This is a genomic window from Saccharopolyspora sp. 7B (assembly GCF_020177435.1).
Lineage (GTDB): Bacteria > Actinomycetota > Actinomycetes > Mycobacteriales > Pseudonocardiaceae > Saccharopolyspora_C > Saccharopolyspora_C gregorii.
In genome coordinates, this window is sequence record NZ_JAIUKC010000219.1 from 1 (window position 1) to 13,362 (window position 13,362).

Consider the following 13,362-nt stretch of genomic DNA (forward strand, 5'->3'; position numbering starts at 1 on the left):
GGGCGGCGCCGCGGGGGGGGGCGGCCCCGCTGTGTTGGTCCGTGCGGGGGGGGGTTACCCCCGGGCTCGGCGTGGGGGGGGGGGGGGGCCCCCGCCCCCCCGGCCGTCGTCAGCAGCGCGACCGGCAGCCGATCGGCAGCCGAATCAGTAGGTGATCGCCGTCGCCGGGTCGGCCAGCAGCGCGCCGACGTCCGCCAGGAACTGCGAACCCTGCTGGCCGTCGACCACCCGGTGGTCGAAGCTCAGCGCCAGCTGGCACACCTTGCGCGGCACCACCTGGCCGTCCACCACCCACGGCATGTCCCGGATCGCGCCGAACGCGAGGATCGCCGACTCCCCCGGGTTGAGGATGGGCGTTCCGGTGTCCACGCCGAACACGCCCACGTTGGTGATCGTGATCGTGCCGCCGGTCATCTCGGCGGGCGTGGTCCTGCCCTCCCGCGCGGTCGTGGTCAGCGCTTCCAGCGCCGCCGCGAGCTCCCGCAGCGACATGCCGTCCGCGTCCCGGACGTTGGGCACCACCAAGCCCCGCGGCGTGGCGGCCGCGATGCCCAGGTGCACGTAGTCCTTGTAGACGATCTCGCCGGCCTGCTCGTCCCAGGTGGCGTTCACGTCCGGAGTGCGGCGCACCGCCAGGCACAGCGCCTTCGCGGCGAACGCCAGCGGCGTGAGCTTCACGCCCTGGAACTCGGGGTGCGACTTCAGCCGCTGCCGCAGCTCCATCATCGGCGTCACGTCCACGGTGAGGAACTCCGTGACGTGCGGTGCGGTGAACGCGCTCCGCACCATCGCCTGCGCGGTGGCCTTGCGGACGCCCTTGATCGGCACCCGGTGTTCCCGCGCCCCCGCCGGAGCCGAGGCCGGAGCGGCGGCCGGTTCGGCCGGGGCCGACGCGGACTCCACGTCCTTGCGGGTGATCACCCCGCCCGCGCCCGAGCCGGCGAGCGCCCGCAGGTCCACGCCGAGGTCCTTGGCGAGCTTGCGGACCGGCGGCTTCGCCAGCGGCACCGAACCCCGTGCGGGCGCACCCGCCGGGGCCGCGGCGGGCGCGGGCGGTTCCGGTGCGGGCCGCGGCGGCGCGGTCGCGGCGGGTGCGGTGGCCTGCGCGGGGACGGCGGGGGATGCGAGCGACCCCGCCATCGCACCTTGCAGCGCCTGCTGCGCCGTCCCGGCCGACACCGCGGCCGGCACCGCCGCGGCGGCGGCCTTGCGCGGGCGGCGCTTCGAGCTCGTCGCCTGCGGCCCGTAGCCGACCAGGGTCTTCGCCTCGCCGGACGACTCCCCGGACGAGTCCCCGGACGAGTCCGGTTCGGGCTCGCTCGGCGCGGTGCCGTCCGGGTCCACGTCGATCGAGATGATCGGCGTGCCGACCTCGACCGTCTGGCCCGGCTCGGCGAGCAGCTCGACGACCTTGCCCTCGTAGGCGCAGGGCAGCTCGACCGCGGCCTTCGCCGTCTCGATCTCCACGAACACCTGGTTGACCGTCACCGAGTCGCCCGGCTGCACCTTCCAGCCGAGGATCTCGGCTTCGGTGAGGCCTTCGCCGACGTCCGGCAGCGGGAAGTGCTTGAGTTGCGGCATCCCAGACTCCCTCAGAAGGCCAGCGAGCGGTCGACGGCGTCGAGCACCCGGTCGAGGTCCGGCAGATAGTGCTTCTCCAGCTTCGTCGGCGGGTAGGGCACGTCGAAGCCCGTCACCCGCAGCACCGGTGCCTCCAGCGAGTAGAAGCACTCCTGCTGCACCCGCGCGGCGATCTCCGAGGTGACCGAGGACTCCGCCGGGGCCTCGCTGGCCAGCACCAGCCGGCCGGTGCGGCGCACCGACTCGAACACCGGCTCCAGGTCCAGCGGGGACAGGCTGCGCAGGTCGACGACCTCCAGCTCGGTGCCCTCCTCGGCGGCGGCGCTCGCCGCGGCCAGGCAGGTGTGCACCGTGGGCCCGTAGGTCGCGATCGTCGCCGCCGAACCCCGCCGCAGCACGCGGGAGGTGAACAGCGGCGGCGGCTGCGCCTCGGTGTCCAGCTCGGCCTTCTCGTAGTAGCGCCGCTTCGGCTCGAAGAACAGCACCGGGTCGTCGCAGGCGATGGCCTGCCGCAGCATCCAGTACGCGTCCGCCGGGTTCGAGCAGGCCACCACCTTCACACCGGCCACGTGCGCGAACAGCGATTCCGGCGATTCGGAGTGGTGCTCGACCGCACCGATGCCGCCGCCGAACGGCACCCGCACCACCACCGGCATCTTGACCTTGCCCTGGCTGCGGAAGTGCAGCTTCGCCAGCTGCGAGACGATCTGGTCGTAGCCGGGGAAGATGAACCCGTCGAACTGGATCTCGCACACCGGCCGGTAGCCGCGGATCGCGAGCCCCACGGCGGTGCCGATGATCCCCGACTCGGCCAGCGGCGTGTCCAGCACGCGGTGCTCGCCGAAGTCCTTCTGCAGCCCGTCGGTGACGCGGAAGACGCCGCCGAGCTTGCCGACGTCCTCCCCCATGACCAGGACCTTCGGGTCCGATTCCAGCGCCGAGCGCATCGCCAGGTTGAGGCTCTTCGCCATCGTCACGGTCTGCACGGCCGACCGGCCCGTGCTGCCGTCGCCGACGTCGGTCCGTTCCATCGCGGGTGCGGCCATCAGTGGGCACCTCCCTGCGCGGGCTCGGCGAACCCGTCGAGGTAGCGCAGCTGCTCGTCGCGCTGCGCGGCCACGACCGGGCTCTCCTCGGCGTAGACCTCGGAGAAGATCCGGGACGGGTCGGGTTCGGGCATGGCGAAGCAGAAGTCGCGGAACCGGGCGGCGAGCGCGTCGGACTCGGCCTGCACGTCGTCGAAGAAGTCCTGCCCGGCGTCGTGCTCGCGCACCAGGTGCACCCGGAGTCGTTCGATCGGGTCCTTCAGCTTCCACGCCTCCAGCTCGTCGGTGAGCCGGTAGCGGGTCGGGTCGTCGGTGGTGGTGTGCGCGTCCATCCGGTAGGTGAACGCCTCGATCAGCACCGGCCCGTTGCCGTGCCTGCACTCGTCCAGCGCCCAGCGGGACACGGCGAGGCTGGCGAGCACGTCGTTGCCGTCGACGCGGATGCCGGGGAAGCCGTAGCCCTCGGCGCGCCGGTACAGCGGAACCCGCGTCTGGCGCTCCAGCGGTTCGGAGATGGCCCACTGGTTGTTCTGGCAGAACAGCACGAGCGGCGCGTCGTACACCGAGCCCCACACCATCGCCTCGTGCACGTCGCCCTGGCTGGTGGCGCCGTCGCCGAAGAACACCATGGTCGCTTCGCCGTCGTCGTCGCCGACCTTGCCGTCGAACTTCTGCCCCATCGCGTACCCGGTCGCGTTGAGCGCCTGGTTGCCGATGACGATCGTGTAGAGGTGGAACCCGGTGCTCAGCGGGTCCCAGCTGCCGTGGTCGGTGCCGCGGAAGATGCCGAGCAGCTCGGTCGGGTCCAGCCCGCGGCACCACGCGACGCCGTGCTCGCGGTAGCTGGGGAAGGCCATGTCGCGGGGGCGCATCGCGCGGCCCGCGCCGACCTGCGCGGCTTCCTGGCCGAGCAGCGGCACCCAGATGCCCAGCTGGCCCTGGCGCTGCAGGGCGTTGCCCTCCCGGTCGAAGCGCCGGACCAGCACCATGTCCCGGTACAGGTCGCGGAGCTGCTCCGCGGTGAAGTCGATGTCGAAGTCCGGGTGCGATACCCGCTGGCCTTCCGGGGTGAGGAGCTGTACGAGATCAGCTCCGCCCTCGCTCGTCGCGCGCAAACCGGCGATCACCTGCTCCCGTGTGGGTTTCGCTGCGGTAGCGGCAGGGGGCTCGGTGCGGACGTCGTCGGTCTCGTTCGCTGGATGGGCTGGTCGCGTCCAGTGTTCCGGGGACATGCGGATCTCCTCGTGTCGCGCCGGGCCGGTCGCTTGTGGCGACGTGGTCCGGGTACCCCGCTCGCGCTCCGCAGGCCCGGGTCGGGGCCGTGCGGGTGGTCGGGCGGGGTGGGTTGGATCGCTCCTGGCCATCCTGGCACGCGTACCGCCGATTCAGTGAGCCCTGCCACAGGGACGATCTCAGCTCGCGAAATCGCGGAGATCGTTCCCTACGGAACCGTAGCTTCCGCTGATCGGTGCGAAAATCGCAGGTCATCCGAGCAATGGGGTTCCGACTAACGCTGTCGGGAAGGTCGCAGTACCGATACTGCGGAGTACCGGTGATCTGCTGTTTCGAGAACACGCCAAACCTCGGTCGGGCGGACGGCACACTGGGCCGCATGAACGTGGACCCGGACCCGTCACCGTCGGTGACGCTGCCGGACGAGCTCGTGCTGCTGCTGCACCGACCGGACGGCGGGCACCGCGCGGAGCCCGCGGACCTGCTCACCTGGTGCGCCGAGCTGGGCGAGCTCGCGCTGCGCGGGAAGGTGGAGCTGACCGGCACGAAGCTGGCCGTGCTCGACCCGTGCCGCACCGGGCTGGACTGGGCGGACGAGCTGCTGGGGCGGCTGGTGAAGAAGTCCGGCCCGCGCGGCAGGCCGGTGGAGCTGACCGATCTGCTGCCGCGCCGCATCGGCCGGTTCCGGGAGCACCGCGCGCTGCTCGAACGCCGCGGGATGCTGCTGCGGGAGCCGCGCAAGCTGCTCGGGTTCATCCCGGACGACCTGCACTTCCCGGTCGGCCCGGCGCGGCGGGAGCTGGTCGAGCAGGTGCGCGCGGTGGCGCGCGGGGAGCTGCGGGCGGACGGGCGGCGGGCCGTGCGGTGCGGGCTGGTGCACGCTGCGGGCATCGGCGCGGCGCTGGGCGGCGGCCCCGCCGAGCTGGCGGTGCGGGCGGCGGTGGCGCGCGGCGACGGGGCCGGGGCGGCGGCGCGGCGCGCGCTGGCCGCGGTGGCGGCGGTGCGCGCGGTGACCTCGGGCGCCGCGGCCGCCGGGGCTGGCGCGGGCGGAGTCTGACCGCCGGGCCCCCGGCGCGGACCGGCCGCTCCGGCCCGGGCATACGATCGGCGGCATGGATCGTTCCGCCGTGCGCACCGCCGTTGAACAGGCGTGGCAGGACTCCGTCCTGCCGAGCCTCTCCGAACTCGTCCGGATCCCGGCGGTCTCGCCGGCCTACGACGCGGAGTGGGAGTCGGCCGGTCAGCTGGACGCGGCCATCGCGCACGTGCGGGAGTGGATCACCGCCCGGGAGATCCCCGGCGTGCGGCTGGACGTGGTGCGGCTGCCGGAGCGCACCCCGCTGCTGCTGGTCGACGTCCCGGCGACCGAGCCGGTGCCGGAGTCGGGTTCGCAGGACACCGTGCTGCTCTACGGCCACCTGGACAAGCAGCCGCCGGTCGGCGGCTGGTCGGAGGGCCTGGACCCGTGGACGCCGGTGGTGCGCGACGGCAGGCTCTACGGGCGCGGCAGCGTCGACGACGGCTACGCCCCGTACGCCGCGATCACCGCGATCGAGGCGATCCGCGCGCACGGCGGCGCGCACGCGCGCTGCGTGCTGCTGCTGGAGACCGGCGAGGAGTCCGGCAGCCCCGACATGGCCGCCTACCTGGAGCACCTCGCGGACCGGCTCGGTGCCGTGTCGCTGGTGGTGTGCTTGGACTCGGGCGCGGCCGACTACGAGCGGATGTGGCTGACGACCTCGCTGCGCGGGGACGTGCGGGTGGGCGTGCAGGTGCGGGTGCTCGACGGCGGTCAGCACTCGGGCACGGCCAGCGGCATCGTGCCGAGCTCGTTCCGCGTGCTGCGCGCCCTGCTGGACCGGATCGAGGACTCGGCGACCGGCGAGGTGCTGCTGCCGGAGCTGAACGCGGAGATCCCGGCGAACCGGGTGGCGCAGGCGCGGGCCGCGGTGGAGGCGGCGCCCGGCCTGATCCGCGATTCGGTGCCTGCGCGGGAGGGCATGCGCTGGGTTTCCGAGGACGAGGTGGAGCTGGCGCTGAACAACACCTGGCGCCCCACCGTCTCGGTGATCGGCGCGGAGGGCCTGCCCTCGCTGCCGGACGCGGGCAACGTGCTGCGGCCGCAGACGACGCTGGCGCTGAGCGTGCGCACCCCGCCGACGACCGACCCGGAGGTGGCGCTGGCCGCGTTGCGCGCGGCGCTGTCGACGGACGTGCCCTACGGCGCGGAGGTGACGTTCCCGCTGTCGGACGGCGCGGCGGGCTGGAACGCGCCGGACACCGAGCCGTGGCTGGAGACCGCGTTGGACGCGGTGAGCGAGGACGTGTTCGGCGCGCCGTGGGCGACGATGGGCCTGGGCGGCTCGATCCCGCTGATGGGGCTGCTGCAGGGCGCCTACCCGGACGCGCAGTTCGTGGTCACGGGGGCGCTCGGACCGGGCAGCAACGCGCACGTGCCGGACGAGTCGCTGCACCTGGAGTTCGCCGCGAAGATCACCACGGCGATCGCGTACGCGCTGGACGCGCACGCCCGCCGCTGATCCTGGTGCGCCCGCCCGGCCCGGTGGCGCGGGCGGGCCCCCGGGTCAGCTGCTCTTCGGCATCAGGATCCACAGGACGATGTAGACGATGACCTGCGTGCCGGGCAGCAGGCAGGACAGGATGAACAGGAAGCGCACCAGTCCCTTGCCGAGGCCGAAGCGTTCGGCGAGACCGGCGCACACGCCGGCGATCCACTTGTCGTGCTGGGGACGGGACAGGTTCATCGACTGATTCCTCCTGGAAAGTTCGCGATCTTCACCCCAGGGTGCCCGATCTCCGGGACGCCCGCCTCAGGGGAATCCCGGAGATCCCCGCTCAGCCGGTCAGCTCGGCCAGCAGCCCCGGGTGCGAGGACCCGTCCACCGGCAGGTTCTCGCTGCGCACGAACGTGAACCCGGTGTCGGCGAGCACGTGCTGCACCGCGCCGTCCCCGGCGTGCGACCAGTTCGCGGGCAGGCAGCCGCGCACGTCCGCCTCCGCGGTCAGGTTGAGGTCGCCGCCGACCACGGCCGGTCGGCCGGTGCCCGTCGCGGCACCCACCAGCTCGGCGCACTGCCGCCGGGCGACCGCCGGATCCGCGGGGGACAGCTGCGCGGTGCAGGCGGACAGCGCGGGGAACGGGACGCACAGCAGCACCCGCCGGGTCGGGCCGGCGTCCTGCGCCGCGAAGCCGCGCTCCACGACCGCGCCGTCGGACGCACCCAGGTCGCGGTGGGTCAGCACGGCGACCCCGTGGTCGCCGCGGCCGTCGGCGCAGCGCACCGGTGCGTCCCCGGTCAGCTCGGGGGCGAACTCGGCGCGGTAGCCGGTGTCGCGGGACATCGTGGTGATGTCGTGCGCGCACACCTCGTTGAGCGTGACCACGTCCGGTCCGCGCTGCCGGATCGCGGCGATCCCGGAGCGCACCGCGGTGTCGTCGTGCGCGGCGCAGCCGTCGGCGTCGCGGTGGCAGAGGTTGAGCTGGAGCACGTCCAGCGGTGCGCCGCCGGGCGCGACTCTTTCCGGTGCGGGTCGTTCCGGCCCTGGCCGGGCCGCGGCGGTGGACCCGGTGAGCGCGGGCAGCGCGAACCCGGCGCAGGCCAGCAGCGCGCCCGCCATCGCGAGTCGCCGCGCGGCCGGCGGGGTGGTGGATCGGGGGCAGGGCGTCCGGTCGTCGGTCATCGGCATCGCCTCCTCGGCGGCGGAGTGTGCCGAAGCTCGGCGAACGGCGGCAGGGGCCGAACGTGGGGTAGTCCGGCAACCGCTGCCGACGTCCCACCGATGGCGGGTGGCGAACACCGTCCGTGATGGGTGGCGACCGGCGCAACGATCTCCGGCGAACGGTCCACGCTTGCCGGGGCAACAAGATTTCTCTCACATCCCGGGAAAGATCCGATGGTGAATTCCCTGTTGACCAGGGGCGTCCAGCACATGAAACTGAGCCCCGGCTCGGCTCGACCGGCAAGAACCGCCCGTCAGGGATGGTGCTCGCGAGGTCGGACGGCTCGGTGGTGCGGACCTCGCGGGGTCCGGTGGCCGGCGCGGAAAAATTTGACAGCTTCGCAACATCGAGAGCCGAGACTTGACCCCGTTCGGGTGGCACCATCTCAGCACTCGCGTACTCACCTACTAGGAGTGACATCGTGGCGCGTCGGACCACCTGGAGAGCCCTGGCCCTGCTGCCCGCGCTGGTGCTGACCGCGGCGGGCTGCGCGCAGTCCATCGCGCCCACCGGTGCCGACGGGGAGCTCCGCTTCGTGGAGCCCGGCAAGCTCACCACCTGCACCCAGCTGCCGTACCCGCCGTTCCAGTTCGACGAGGGCGGCAAGACCACCGGCTTCGACGTCGAGCTCGTCGACCTCGTCGCCCGCGACCTCGGCCTGGAGCAGAAGTTCTTCGACACGCCCTTCGAAGGCATCCAGTCCGGCGAAGCCCTCAACACCCGCAAGTGCGACGTCGCCGCCGCCGCGATCACGATCACCGACGCGCGGCAGCAGAACATGGACTTCTCCGACCCGTACTTCGACGCGAAGCAGGCGCTGCTGGTCAGCGCCGAGCACCCCTACCCGGACATGGCCGCGCTGCGCGGCAAGAAGCTCGGCGTGCACCTCGGCACCACCGGTGAGGACTACGCCGAGGAGCACGAGGCCGAGCACGGGTACGAGATCGTCCAGTACGAGGACCTGGGGCTGCTGCAGAACGCGGTGCAGAGCGGGAAGGTCGACGCGGGCATCAACGACAACGGCGTGATGCTCGACTTCGCCAAGAAGAACCCGGACACGAAGGTCACCGCCGAGTACAGCACCGGCGAGGTCTACGGCGTCGCCGTCCAGCGCGGCAACGCCCAGCTCGTCCAGAAGGTCAACGACTCGCTGCGCAAGGCGCGGGAATCCGGCGAGTACGACCGGATCTACGAGAAGTGGTTCGGCAAGAACCCGGACCAGCCGTGACGTCCCCGGCCCGGGGCCGGGAGCCGCGCAGGCCCCGGCCCCGCCTGCTGCGCGGCGCCGACTCGGCCCGCCGCACGCCACCACCAGCCCAGCGCCGAGGAAACCGCCCGGGGAGAGTCTGAGGAATGGCAGCAACCGACACGACCGCGAAACCGCGGTCGAGCAAGCGGCAGCGCGCCCGCGTGGTCCGCGGCGCGCAGTACGCCGTCCTCGCGGTCGCGATCGTGCTGATCGCGCTGCTCGCCGACTGGGGCAAGATCGCCGACGCGTTCTTCAACGTGGACGTGGCCGTCGCCCAGTTCCCGGGGATCATCACCACGGCGCTGGTCAACACCATCGTCTACACCGCGCTGGGCTTCGCGTTCGGTCTGGCGCTCGGCGTGGTGCTGGCGCTGACGCGGCTGTCCTCGGTGGCGCCGTACCGGTGGATCGCCACCGCCTACGTCGAGTTCTTCCGCGGGGTGCCCGCGCTGCTGGTGTTCATCGCCCTCGGCTACGGGGTGCCGATCGCGTTCCAGCTGGTCTTCGACATCTACTCGACGGTGATGCTGAGCCTCGGGCTGGTCGGCGCCGCGTACATGGCGGAGACGATCCGCGCCGGGGTGCAGGCGGTGCCGAAGGGCCAGGTGGAGGCGGCGCGTTCGCTGGGCATGTCCCCGGCGCGCACCATGGTGACCGTCGTGATGCCGCAGGCGTTCCGGATCATCCTGCCGCCGTTGACGAACGAGCTGATCCTGCTCACCAAGGACTCCTCGCTGATCTACCTGCTGGGCCTGTCGGCGGACCAGTACGAGCTGTCGAAGTTCGGGCGCGGCGCGCTCACCCAGTACCAGTCGCTGACGCCGATCCTGCTCGCCGGGCTCTGCTACCTGATCATCACGATTCCGCTGTCGCGGCTGTCGAACCGGTTGGAGCGCCGCTACGGCGGCGGCCGGACCGCCCGCGGCAAGTGACGGACCACGACGAGGCAGTGAGGGGCGCCGGATGAGCGCGATGATCGAGGTTTCCGGGCTGGACAAGGCGTTCGGCCCGCTGCAGGTGCTGCGCGGCATCGACCTGACCGTGGACCGCGGCGAGGTGGTGTGCGTGATCGGGCCGTCCGGGTCCGGCAAGTCCACCCTGCTGCGCTGCGTGAACCTGCTGGAGGAGCCCACGGCCGGGCGCATCGCGGTGGACGGGGTCGAGGTCACCGACCCGGACACCGACATCGACGCCGCGCGCAGGCACATCGGCATGGTGTTCCAGGGCTTCAACCTGTTCTCGCACCTGACCGTGCTGGAGAACCTCACCGTGGCGCAGCGCAAGGTGCTGCGCCGGGGCCGGGCCGAAGCCGACCGGGTGGCGCGGGAGAACCTGGACCGGGTGGGCCTCGCCGAGAAGGAGGACGCGCTGCCCGCGCAGCTCTCCGGCGGGCAGCAGCAGCGGGTCGCCATCGCCCGGGCCCTGTCCATGAACCCCAACGTGATGCTGTTCGACGAGCCGACGTCCGCATTGGACCCGGAGCTCGTCGGCGACGTGCTGGGCGTGATGCGCGGGCTCGCCGACGAGGGCATGACGATGCTGGTGGTGACGCACGAGATGCAGTTCGCTCGCGAGGTCGCCGACCGGGTGCTGTTCATGGACGGCGGCGTCGTCGTCGAGCAGGGGCCGCCCGCCGAGGTGATCGGCGCGCCCGCGGAGGAACGCACCCGAACCTTCCTGTCCCGCGTCCTGAACCCGACGCACGCGCGCCCCGCGGAGTGATCCGCCGGCGGTCCTCGCCGGAGTGCGCGGCTTCCCGGTCGTGATCCCGTCCGCCCGCGCGGTGGAACGGTGCGGACGCCGCGGCTGCGGTGCGTAGCGGTCGTCGCGCCACGATCCCGCCGACCCGGTGCAGCGGTCCCCGCCGGAGTAGTCCTGTTCGGACGTTCGGTGGTTTCGCGGCGGCTCGGCGATGTGCCGGTCCGCTCCCTCGGCGGTGTCGGTCGAACCCGTCGCAACCCCAAGCTGAACTCACGCGTCTGAGCTGTCGGTGGTAGTTGATCTACTACGCTGCGTTGGGTTCGCCGGATTCGATGTCGGGGGCGGGATCGTGCCGAACAGGCCGTGGGACAACATCGGGGCACCGACCGCTGCCGAGCAGCGGCTCGACGACCTGCTCGGGCAGGGCAGGGCGTGGGGTCGCAGACCCGACGGCCCGGTCGTCCCGCTCGACGTGCACGCCGACATGTTCGACCCGGAACGGGAGATCCGCGGCGAGTACCTCACCCGCAAGCTCGTCGAATCGCCCGACGAGCAGGGCTGGCGCGCGTTCTGGCGCCGCGGCGGGCAGCAGCCCGTGGTGCGCATCGAGGACGCGGTGATCACCGGCAGGCTGGACCTGCGCGCGGCGGAACTGCCGTACCTGCTGGAGTTCGTGCGCTGCCGCTTCGACATGCGGCCCGACCTGCGCCAGGCCACGCTCGCCGGGCTCGTGCTGTGGGGTTGCCGCTTCCCGGGGCTGAACGGGCGGAATCTGCGCACCAGCCACGACACGGTGCTGCGCAACTGCACCAGCATCGGCGGCATCGTGGACCTCGCCGACGCGCAGCTCGGCGGTTCGCTGCTGCTCAACGACTCCGAGCTGCGCAACCCCGGCGGCCGCGCCATCTACGCGGACCGGCTGGAGATCGCCGGGGCGCTGCTCGGGCTGCGGCTCAAGGTGGCCGGGGAAGTGCGGATCCCGGGCGCGAAGATCGGCGGCAACCTCAACTTCTCCGGCGGGGCGCTGCGCAACCGCGGCCGCACCGCCATCAACGCCAACGGCATCCAGATCGGCGGCAGCTTCCGCGGCGACGTCGACCCCATCGGCGGCGGACCGTTCAGCGTCGCCGGCCTGCTGTACCTGCCCAGCGCGCACGTCGAAGGGGATCTGCGGCTGCGGGACGCGGTGCTCGAACCCGGGGTGGCGCCGCCGAAGCGCGGCGAGTCCCAGCACGACGACCCGATCAGCACGTTGCTGCTGGACCGCGGCGAAGTGCGCGGCGACGTGCAGCTGGACCAGAACTTCCGCAGCGGCGGCACCATCCGCATGGTCAGCAGCCGGATCGGCGGCGACCTGCGGATGGCGGGCGCGCAGATCGACCTGAGCTGGTCGCGCTCCGCCGCCGCCTCGGTGGAGCAGCCGATGCGCGCGCTGCACCTCGACGGCACCGAGGTGCTCGGCAACCTGGAGGCGGCGCACGCGGTGCTGCGCGGGCAGATGCGCATGGTGGACGTGAAGGTGCACGGCAGCTTCCAGCTCACCGGCGCCACCCTCGTCGGGCCGCGCACCGACACCCTGCAGGCCAACCGGATCCAGGTCGGCAGCAACTTCGACTGCCGCGAGGCCGACATCTCCGGCACCCTGCAGCTGCAGGGCGCCGACATCGGCGCCAACGTGGACCTGCGGGCCGCGCACCTGCTCAAGCCCGCCTGGCACCGGCACCGCAAGGCGTACAAGTCCTCGCTGGACCTGCGGGCCGCGAACATCGGGCGGGACCTGGTGTGCGCGGAAGGCGTCCGGCCGTTCCGCGCCGAGGGCGAGGTGCAGCTGCGGCGGGCCGTCATCGGCAGGCAGGCGAACTTCTGGGGCTGCGTGCTCGGCGACGGCAGCTCCGCCAACGCGTTCGGCGCCTTCGGCCTGGTGGCGCAGGAACTGACGCTGCTGCCCGCCACGCCACCGCAGGGCCGGGTGGTGCTGCGGCAGGCGCAGTGCGAACTGCTCGCCGACAACGCCGAGACCTGGGACGCGCAGGGCGGCGTCGACGTCGAGGACTTCACCTACTACAACCTCAGCCATCCGATCGAACCGACCGACGGGGCGCGGGTCCGGGAGCGGCTCGCGTGGCTGCGCGCCACCTCCGGGCGCTACCAGCCGGGGCCGTACGACCAGCTCGCCACCGTGTTCCGCAACAACGGCAACGAGGAACACGCGGTCACGGTGCTCATCGAGAAGCAGCGCCGCCGGTACCAGGCGCTGGCCGGGGCGTCCCCGCTGCTGCTGCGACCACCCGTGCGGTTGTGGAGCCTGCTGCAGCGCAGCACCGTCGCCTACGGGTACCGGCCGCTGCGCGCGCTGCTGTGGCTGCTCGCGTTCGCCGCGGCGGGCTCGGCGTGGTTCAGCCAGCACGAGCTGAAGCCGATCAACGCCGACGACGACCCGGTGTGGAACCCGTTCCTGTACACCGTCGACCAGCTGGTGCCGATCATCAACCTCGGGCACGACGTGATGTGGCGGGCCGAGGGCCATTCGCAGTGGATCACCGTGGTGCTCATCGCGGTCGGCTGGGTGCTGGCCACGACGGTGGCCGCGGGCATCACCCGGGCGCTCCGCCGCGAGGAGCGCTGAGTTTTTCGGTTTTCCGGGGTTCGGTTGCTCTGGGGGTCGGGTGGCGGAACCTCAGCGTCCTCCTCGCGAGGACGCTGAGAACCCGCGGGTGGTCCGGGTGATCAGGTGGTCGCTGCTCAGCGGCTTCGCCGCTGACAGGAAGGGCAAGACCTGGCGGTCAGGGCGTTGGGGAGTTCTGGGTGGC

General features: G+C 72.5%; 11 protein-coding genes. 6 read left to right on the forward strand and 5 right to left on the reverse strand.

Annotation, left to right across the window (positions count from 1 at the left end):
- Positions 1-144 precede the first annotated feature (144 nt).
- The 3 genes from LCD33_RS26870 to pdhA are packed head-to-tail and all read right to left on the reverse strand — an operon-like array spanning position 145 to position 3,859.
- Positions 145-1,581 carry a dihydrolipoamide acetyltransferase family protein gene (locus LCD33_RS26870; RefSeq protein WP_224978415.1) on the reverse strand — a complete coding sequence of 479 codons (1,437 nt, stop codon included), beginning with the start codon at positions 1,579-1,581 and terminating at the stop codon, positions 145-147.
- Between the two features lie 11 nt (positions 1,582-1,592).
- A complete protein-coding gene (locus tag LCD33_RS26875) occupies positions 1,593-2,627 on the reverse strand; it encodes an alpha-ketoacid dehydrogenase subunit beta (RefSeq protein WP_224962353.1) in 1,035 nt (344 codons plus the stop codon).
- Positions 2,627-3,859 carry a pyruvate dehydrogenase (acetyl-transferring) E1 component subunit alpha gene (gene pdhA / locus LCD33_RS26880; RefSeq protein ID WP_374108148.1) on the reverse strand — a complete coding sequence of 411 codons (1,233 nt, stop codon included), beginning with the start codon at positions 3,857-3,859 and terminating at the stop codon, positions 2,627-2,629. Before pdhA ends, LCD33_RS26875 begins: the two co-directional genes overlap by 1 nt.
- A 380-nt stretch (positions 3,860-4,239) precedes the next feature.
- Between pdhA and LCD33_RS26885 the strand changes: the two genes are divergently transcribed.
- Together LCD33_RS26885 and LCD33_RS26890 are read left to right on the forward strand one after the other, a co-directional pair.
- Positions 4,240-4,917, forward strand: a complete 678-nt coding sequence (locus LCD33_RS26885) for a GPP34 family phosphoprotein (protein WP_224978416.1) — start codon at positions 4,240-4,242, stop codon at positions 4,915-4,917.
- Positions 4,918-4,972: 55 nt separating this feature from the next.
- Entirely contained in the window at positions 4,973-6,400 is a 1,428-nt protein-coding gene (locus tag LCD33_RS26890) for a M20/M25/M40 family metallo-hydrolase (RefSeq protein WP_224962356.1), read from the forward strand.
- A gap of 45 nt (positions 6,401-6,445) precedes the next feature.
- Here LCD33_RS26890 and LCD33_RS26895 read toward each other — a convergent pair whose 3' ends face one another.
- A complete protein-coding gene (locus tag LCD33_RS26895; protein WP_224962358.1) occupies positions 6,446-6,625 on the reverse strand; it encodes a PspC domain-containing protein in 180 nt (59 codons plus the stop codon).
- A 91-nt stretch (positions 6,626-6,716) separates the two neighbouring features.
- Positions 6,717-7,562, reverse strand: a complete 846-nt coding sequence (locus LCD33_RS26900; RefSeq protein WP_224962360.1) for an endonuclease/exonuclease/phosphatase family protein — start codon at positions 7,560-7,562, stop codon at positions 6,717-6,719.
- A 461-nt stretch (positions 7,563-8,023) separates the two neighbouring features.
- Here LCD33_RS26900 and LCD33_RS26905 point away from each other — a divergent pair, with 461 nt between their 5' ends.
- The 4 genes from LCD33_RS26905 (at position 8,024) to LCD33_RS26920 (ending at position 13,178) form a co-directional block, all read left to right on the forward strand.
- Positions 8,024-8,830: an ABC transporter substrate-binding protein gene (locus LCD33_RS26905; protein WP_224962362.1), complete on the forward strand. Its 807-nt coding sequence runs from the start codon at positions 8,024-8,026 to the stop codon at positions 8,828-8,830.
- Between the two features lie 125 nt (positions 8,831-8,955).
- Positions 8,956-9,783 (forward strand): amino acid ABC transporter permease, encoded by an 828-nt coding sequence (locus tag LCD33_RS26910; protein ID WP_224968457.1) that lies wholly within the window; start codon positions 8,956-8,958, stop codon positions 9,781-9,783.
- A 31-nt stretch (positions 9,784-9,814) separates the two neighbouring features.
- The gene (locus tag LCD33_RS26915; RefSeq protein WP_304612923.1) at positions 9,815-10,573 is read left to right on the forward strand and encodes an amino acid ABC transporter ATP-binding protein; all 759 of its coding nucleotides are present in this window, start codon (positions 9,815-9,817) and stop codon (positions 10,571-10,573) included.
- Between the two features lie 328 nt (positions 10,574-10,901).
- The gene (locus LCD33_RS26920) at positions 10,902-13,178 is read left to right on the forward strand and encodes a polymer-forming cytoskeletal protein (protein ID WP_224962366.1); all 2,277 of its coding nucleotides are present in this window, start codon (positions 10,902-10,904) and stop codon (positions 13,176-13,178) included.
- Positions 13,179-13,362: the final 184 nt, after the last annotated feature.

Excerpts from the sequence above, each read along its gene's own strand:
- LCD33_RS26890 (WP_224962356.1), top strand. The coding sequence starts at position 4,973 with ATGGATCGTTCCGCCGTGCGCACCGCCGTTGAACAGGCGTGGCAGGAC.
- LCD33_RS26885 (WP_224978416.1), top strand. The coding sequence starts at position 4,240 with ATGAACGTGGACCCGGACCCGTCACCGTCGGTGACGCTGCCGGACGAG.
- LCD33_RS26875 (WP_224962353.1), bottom strand. The coding sequence starts at position 2,627 with ATGGCCGCACCCGCGATGGAACGGACCGACGTCGGCGACGGCAGCACG.
- pdhA (WP_374108148.1), bottom strand. The coding sequence starts at position 3,859 with ATGTCCCCGGAACACTGGACGCGACCAGCCCATCCAGCGAACGAGACC.
- LCD33_RS26910 (WP_224968457.1), top strand. The coding sequence starts at position 8,956 with ATGGCAGCAACCGACACGACCGCGAAACCGCGGTCGAGCAAGCGGCAG.
- LCD33_RS26915 (WP_304612923.1), top strand. The coding sequence starts at position 9,815 with ATGAGCGCGATGATCGAGGTTTCCGGGCTGGACAAGGCGTTCGGCCCG.
- LCD33_RS26870 (WP_224978415.1), bottom strand. The coding sequence starts at position 1,581 with ATGCCGCAACTCAAGCACTTCCCGCTGCCGGACGTCGGCGAAGGCCTC.
- LCD33_RS26895 (WP_224962358.1), bottom strand. The coding sequence starts at position 6,625 with ATGAACCTGTCCCGTCCCCAGCACGACAAGTGGATCGCCGGCGTGTGC.
- LCD33_RS26900 (WP_224962360.1), bottom strand. The coding sequence starts at position 7,562 with ATGACCGACGACCGGACGCCCTGCCCCCGATCCACCACCCCGCCGGCC.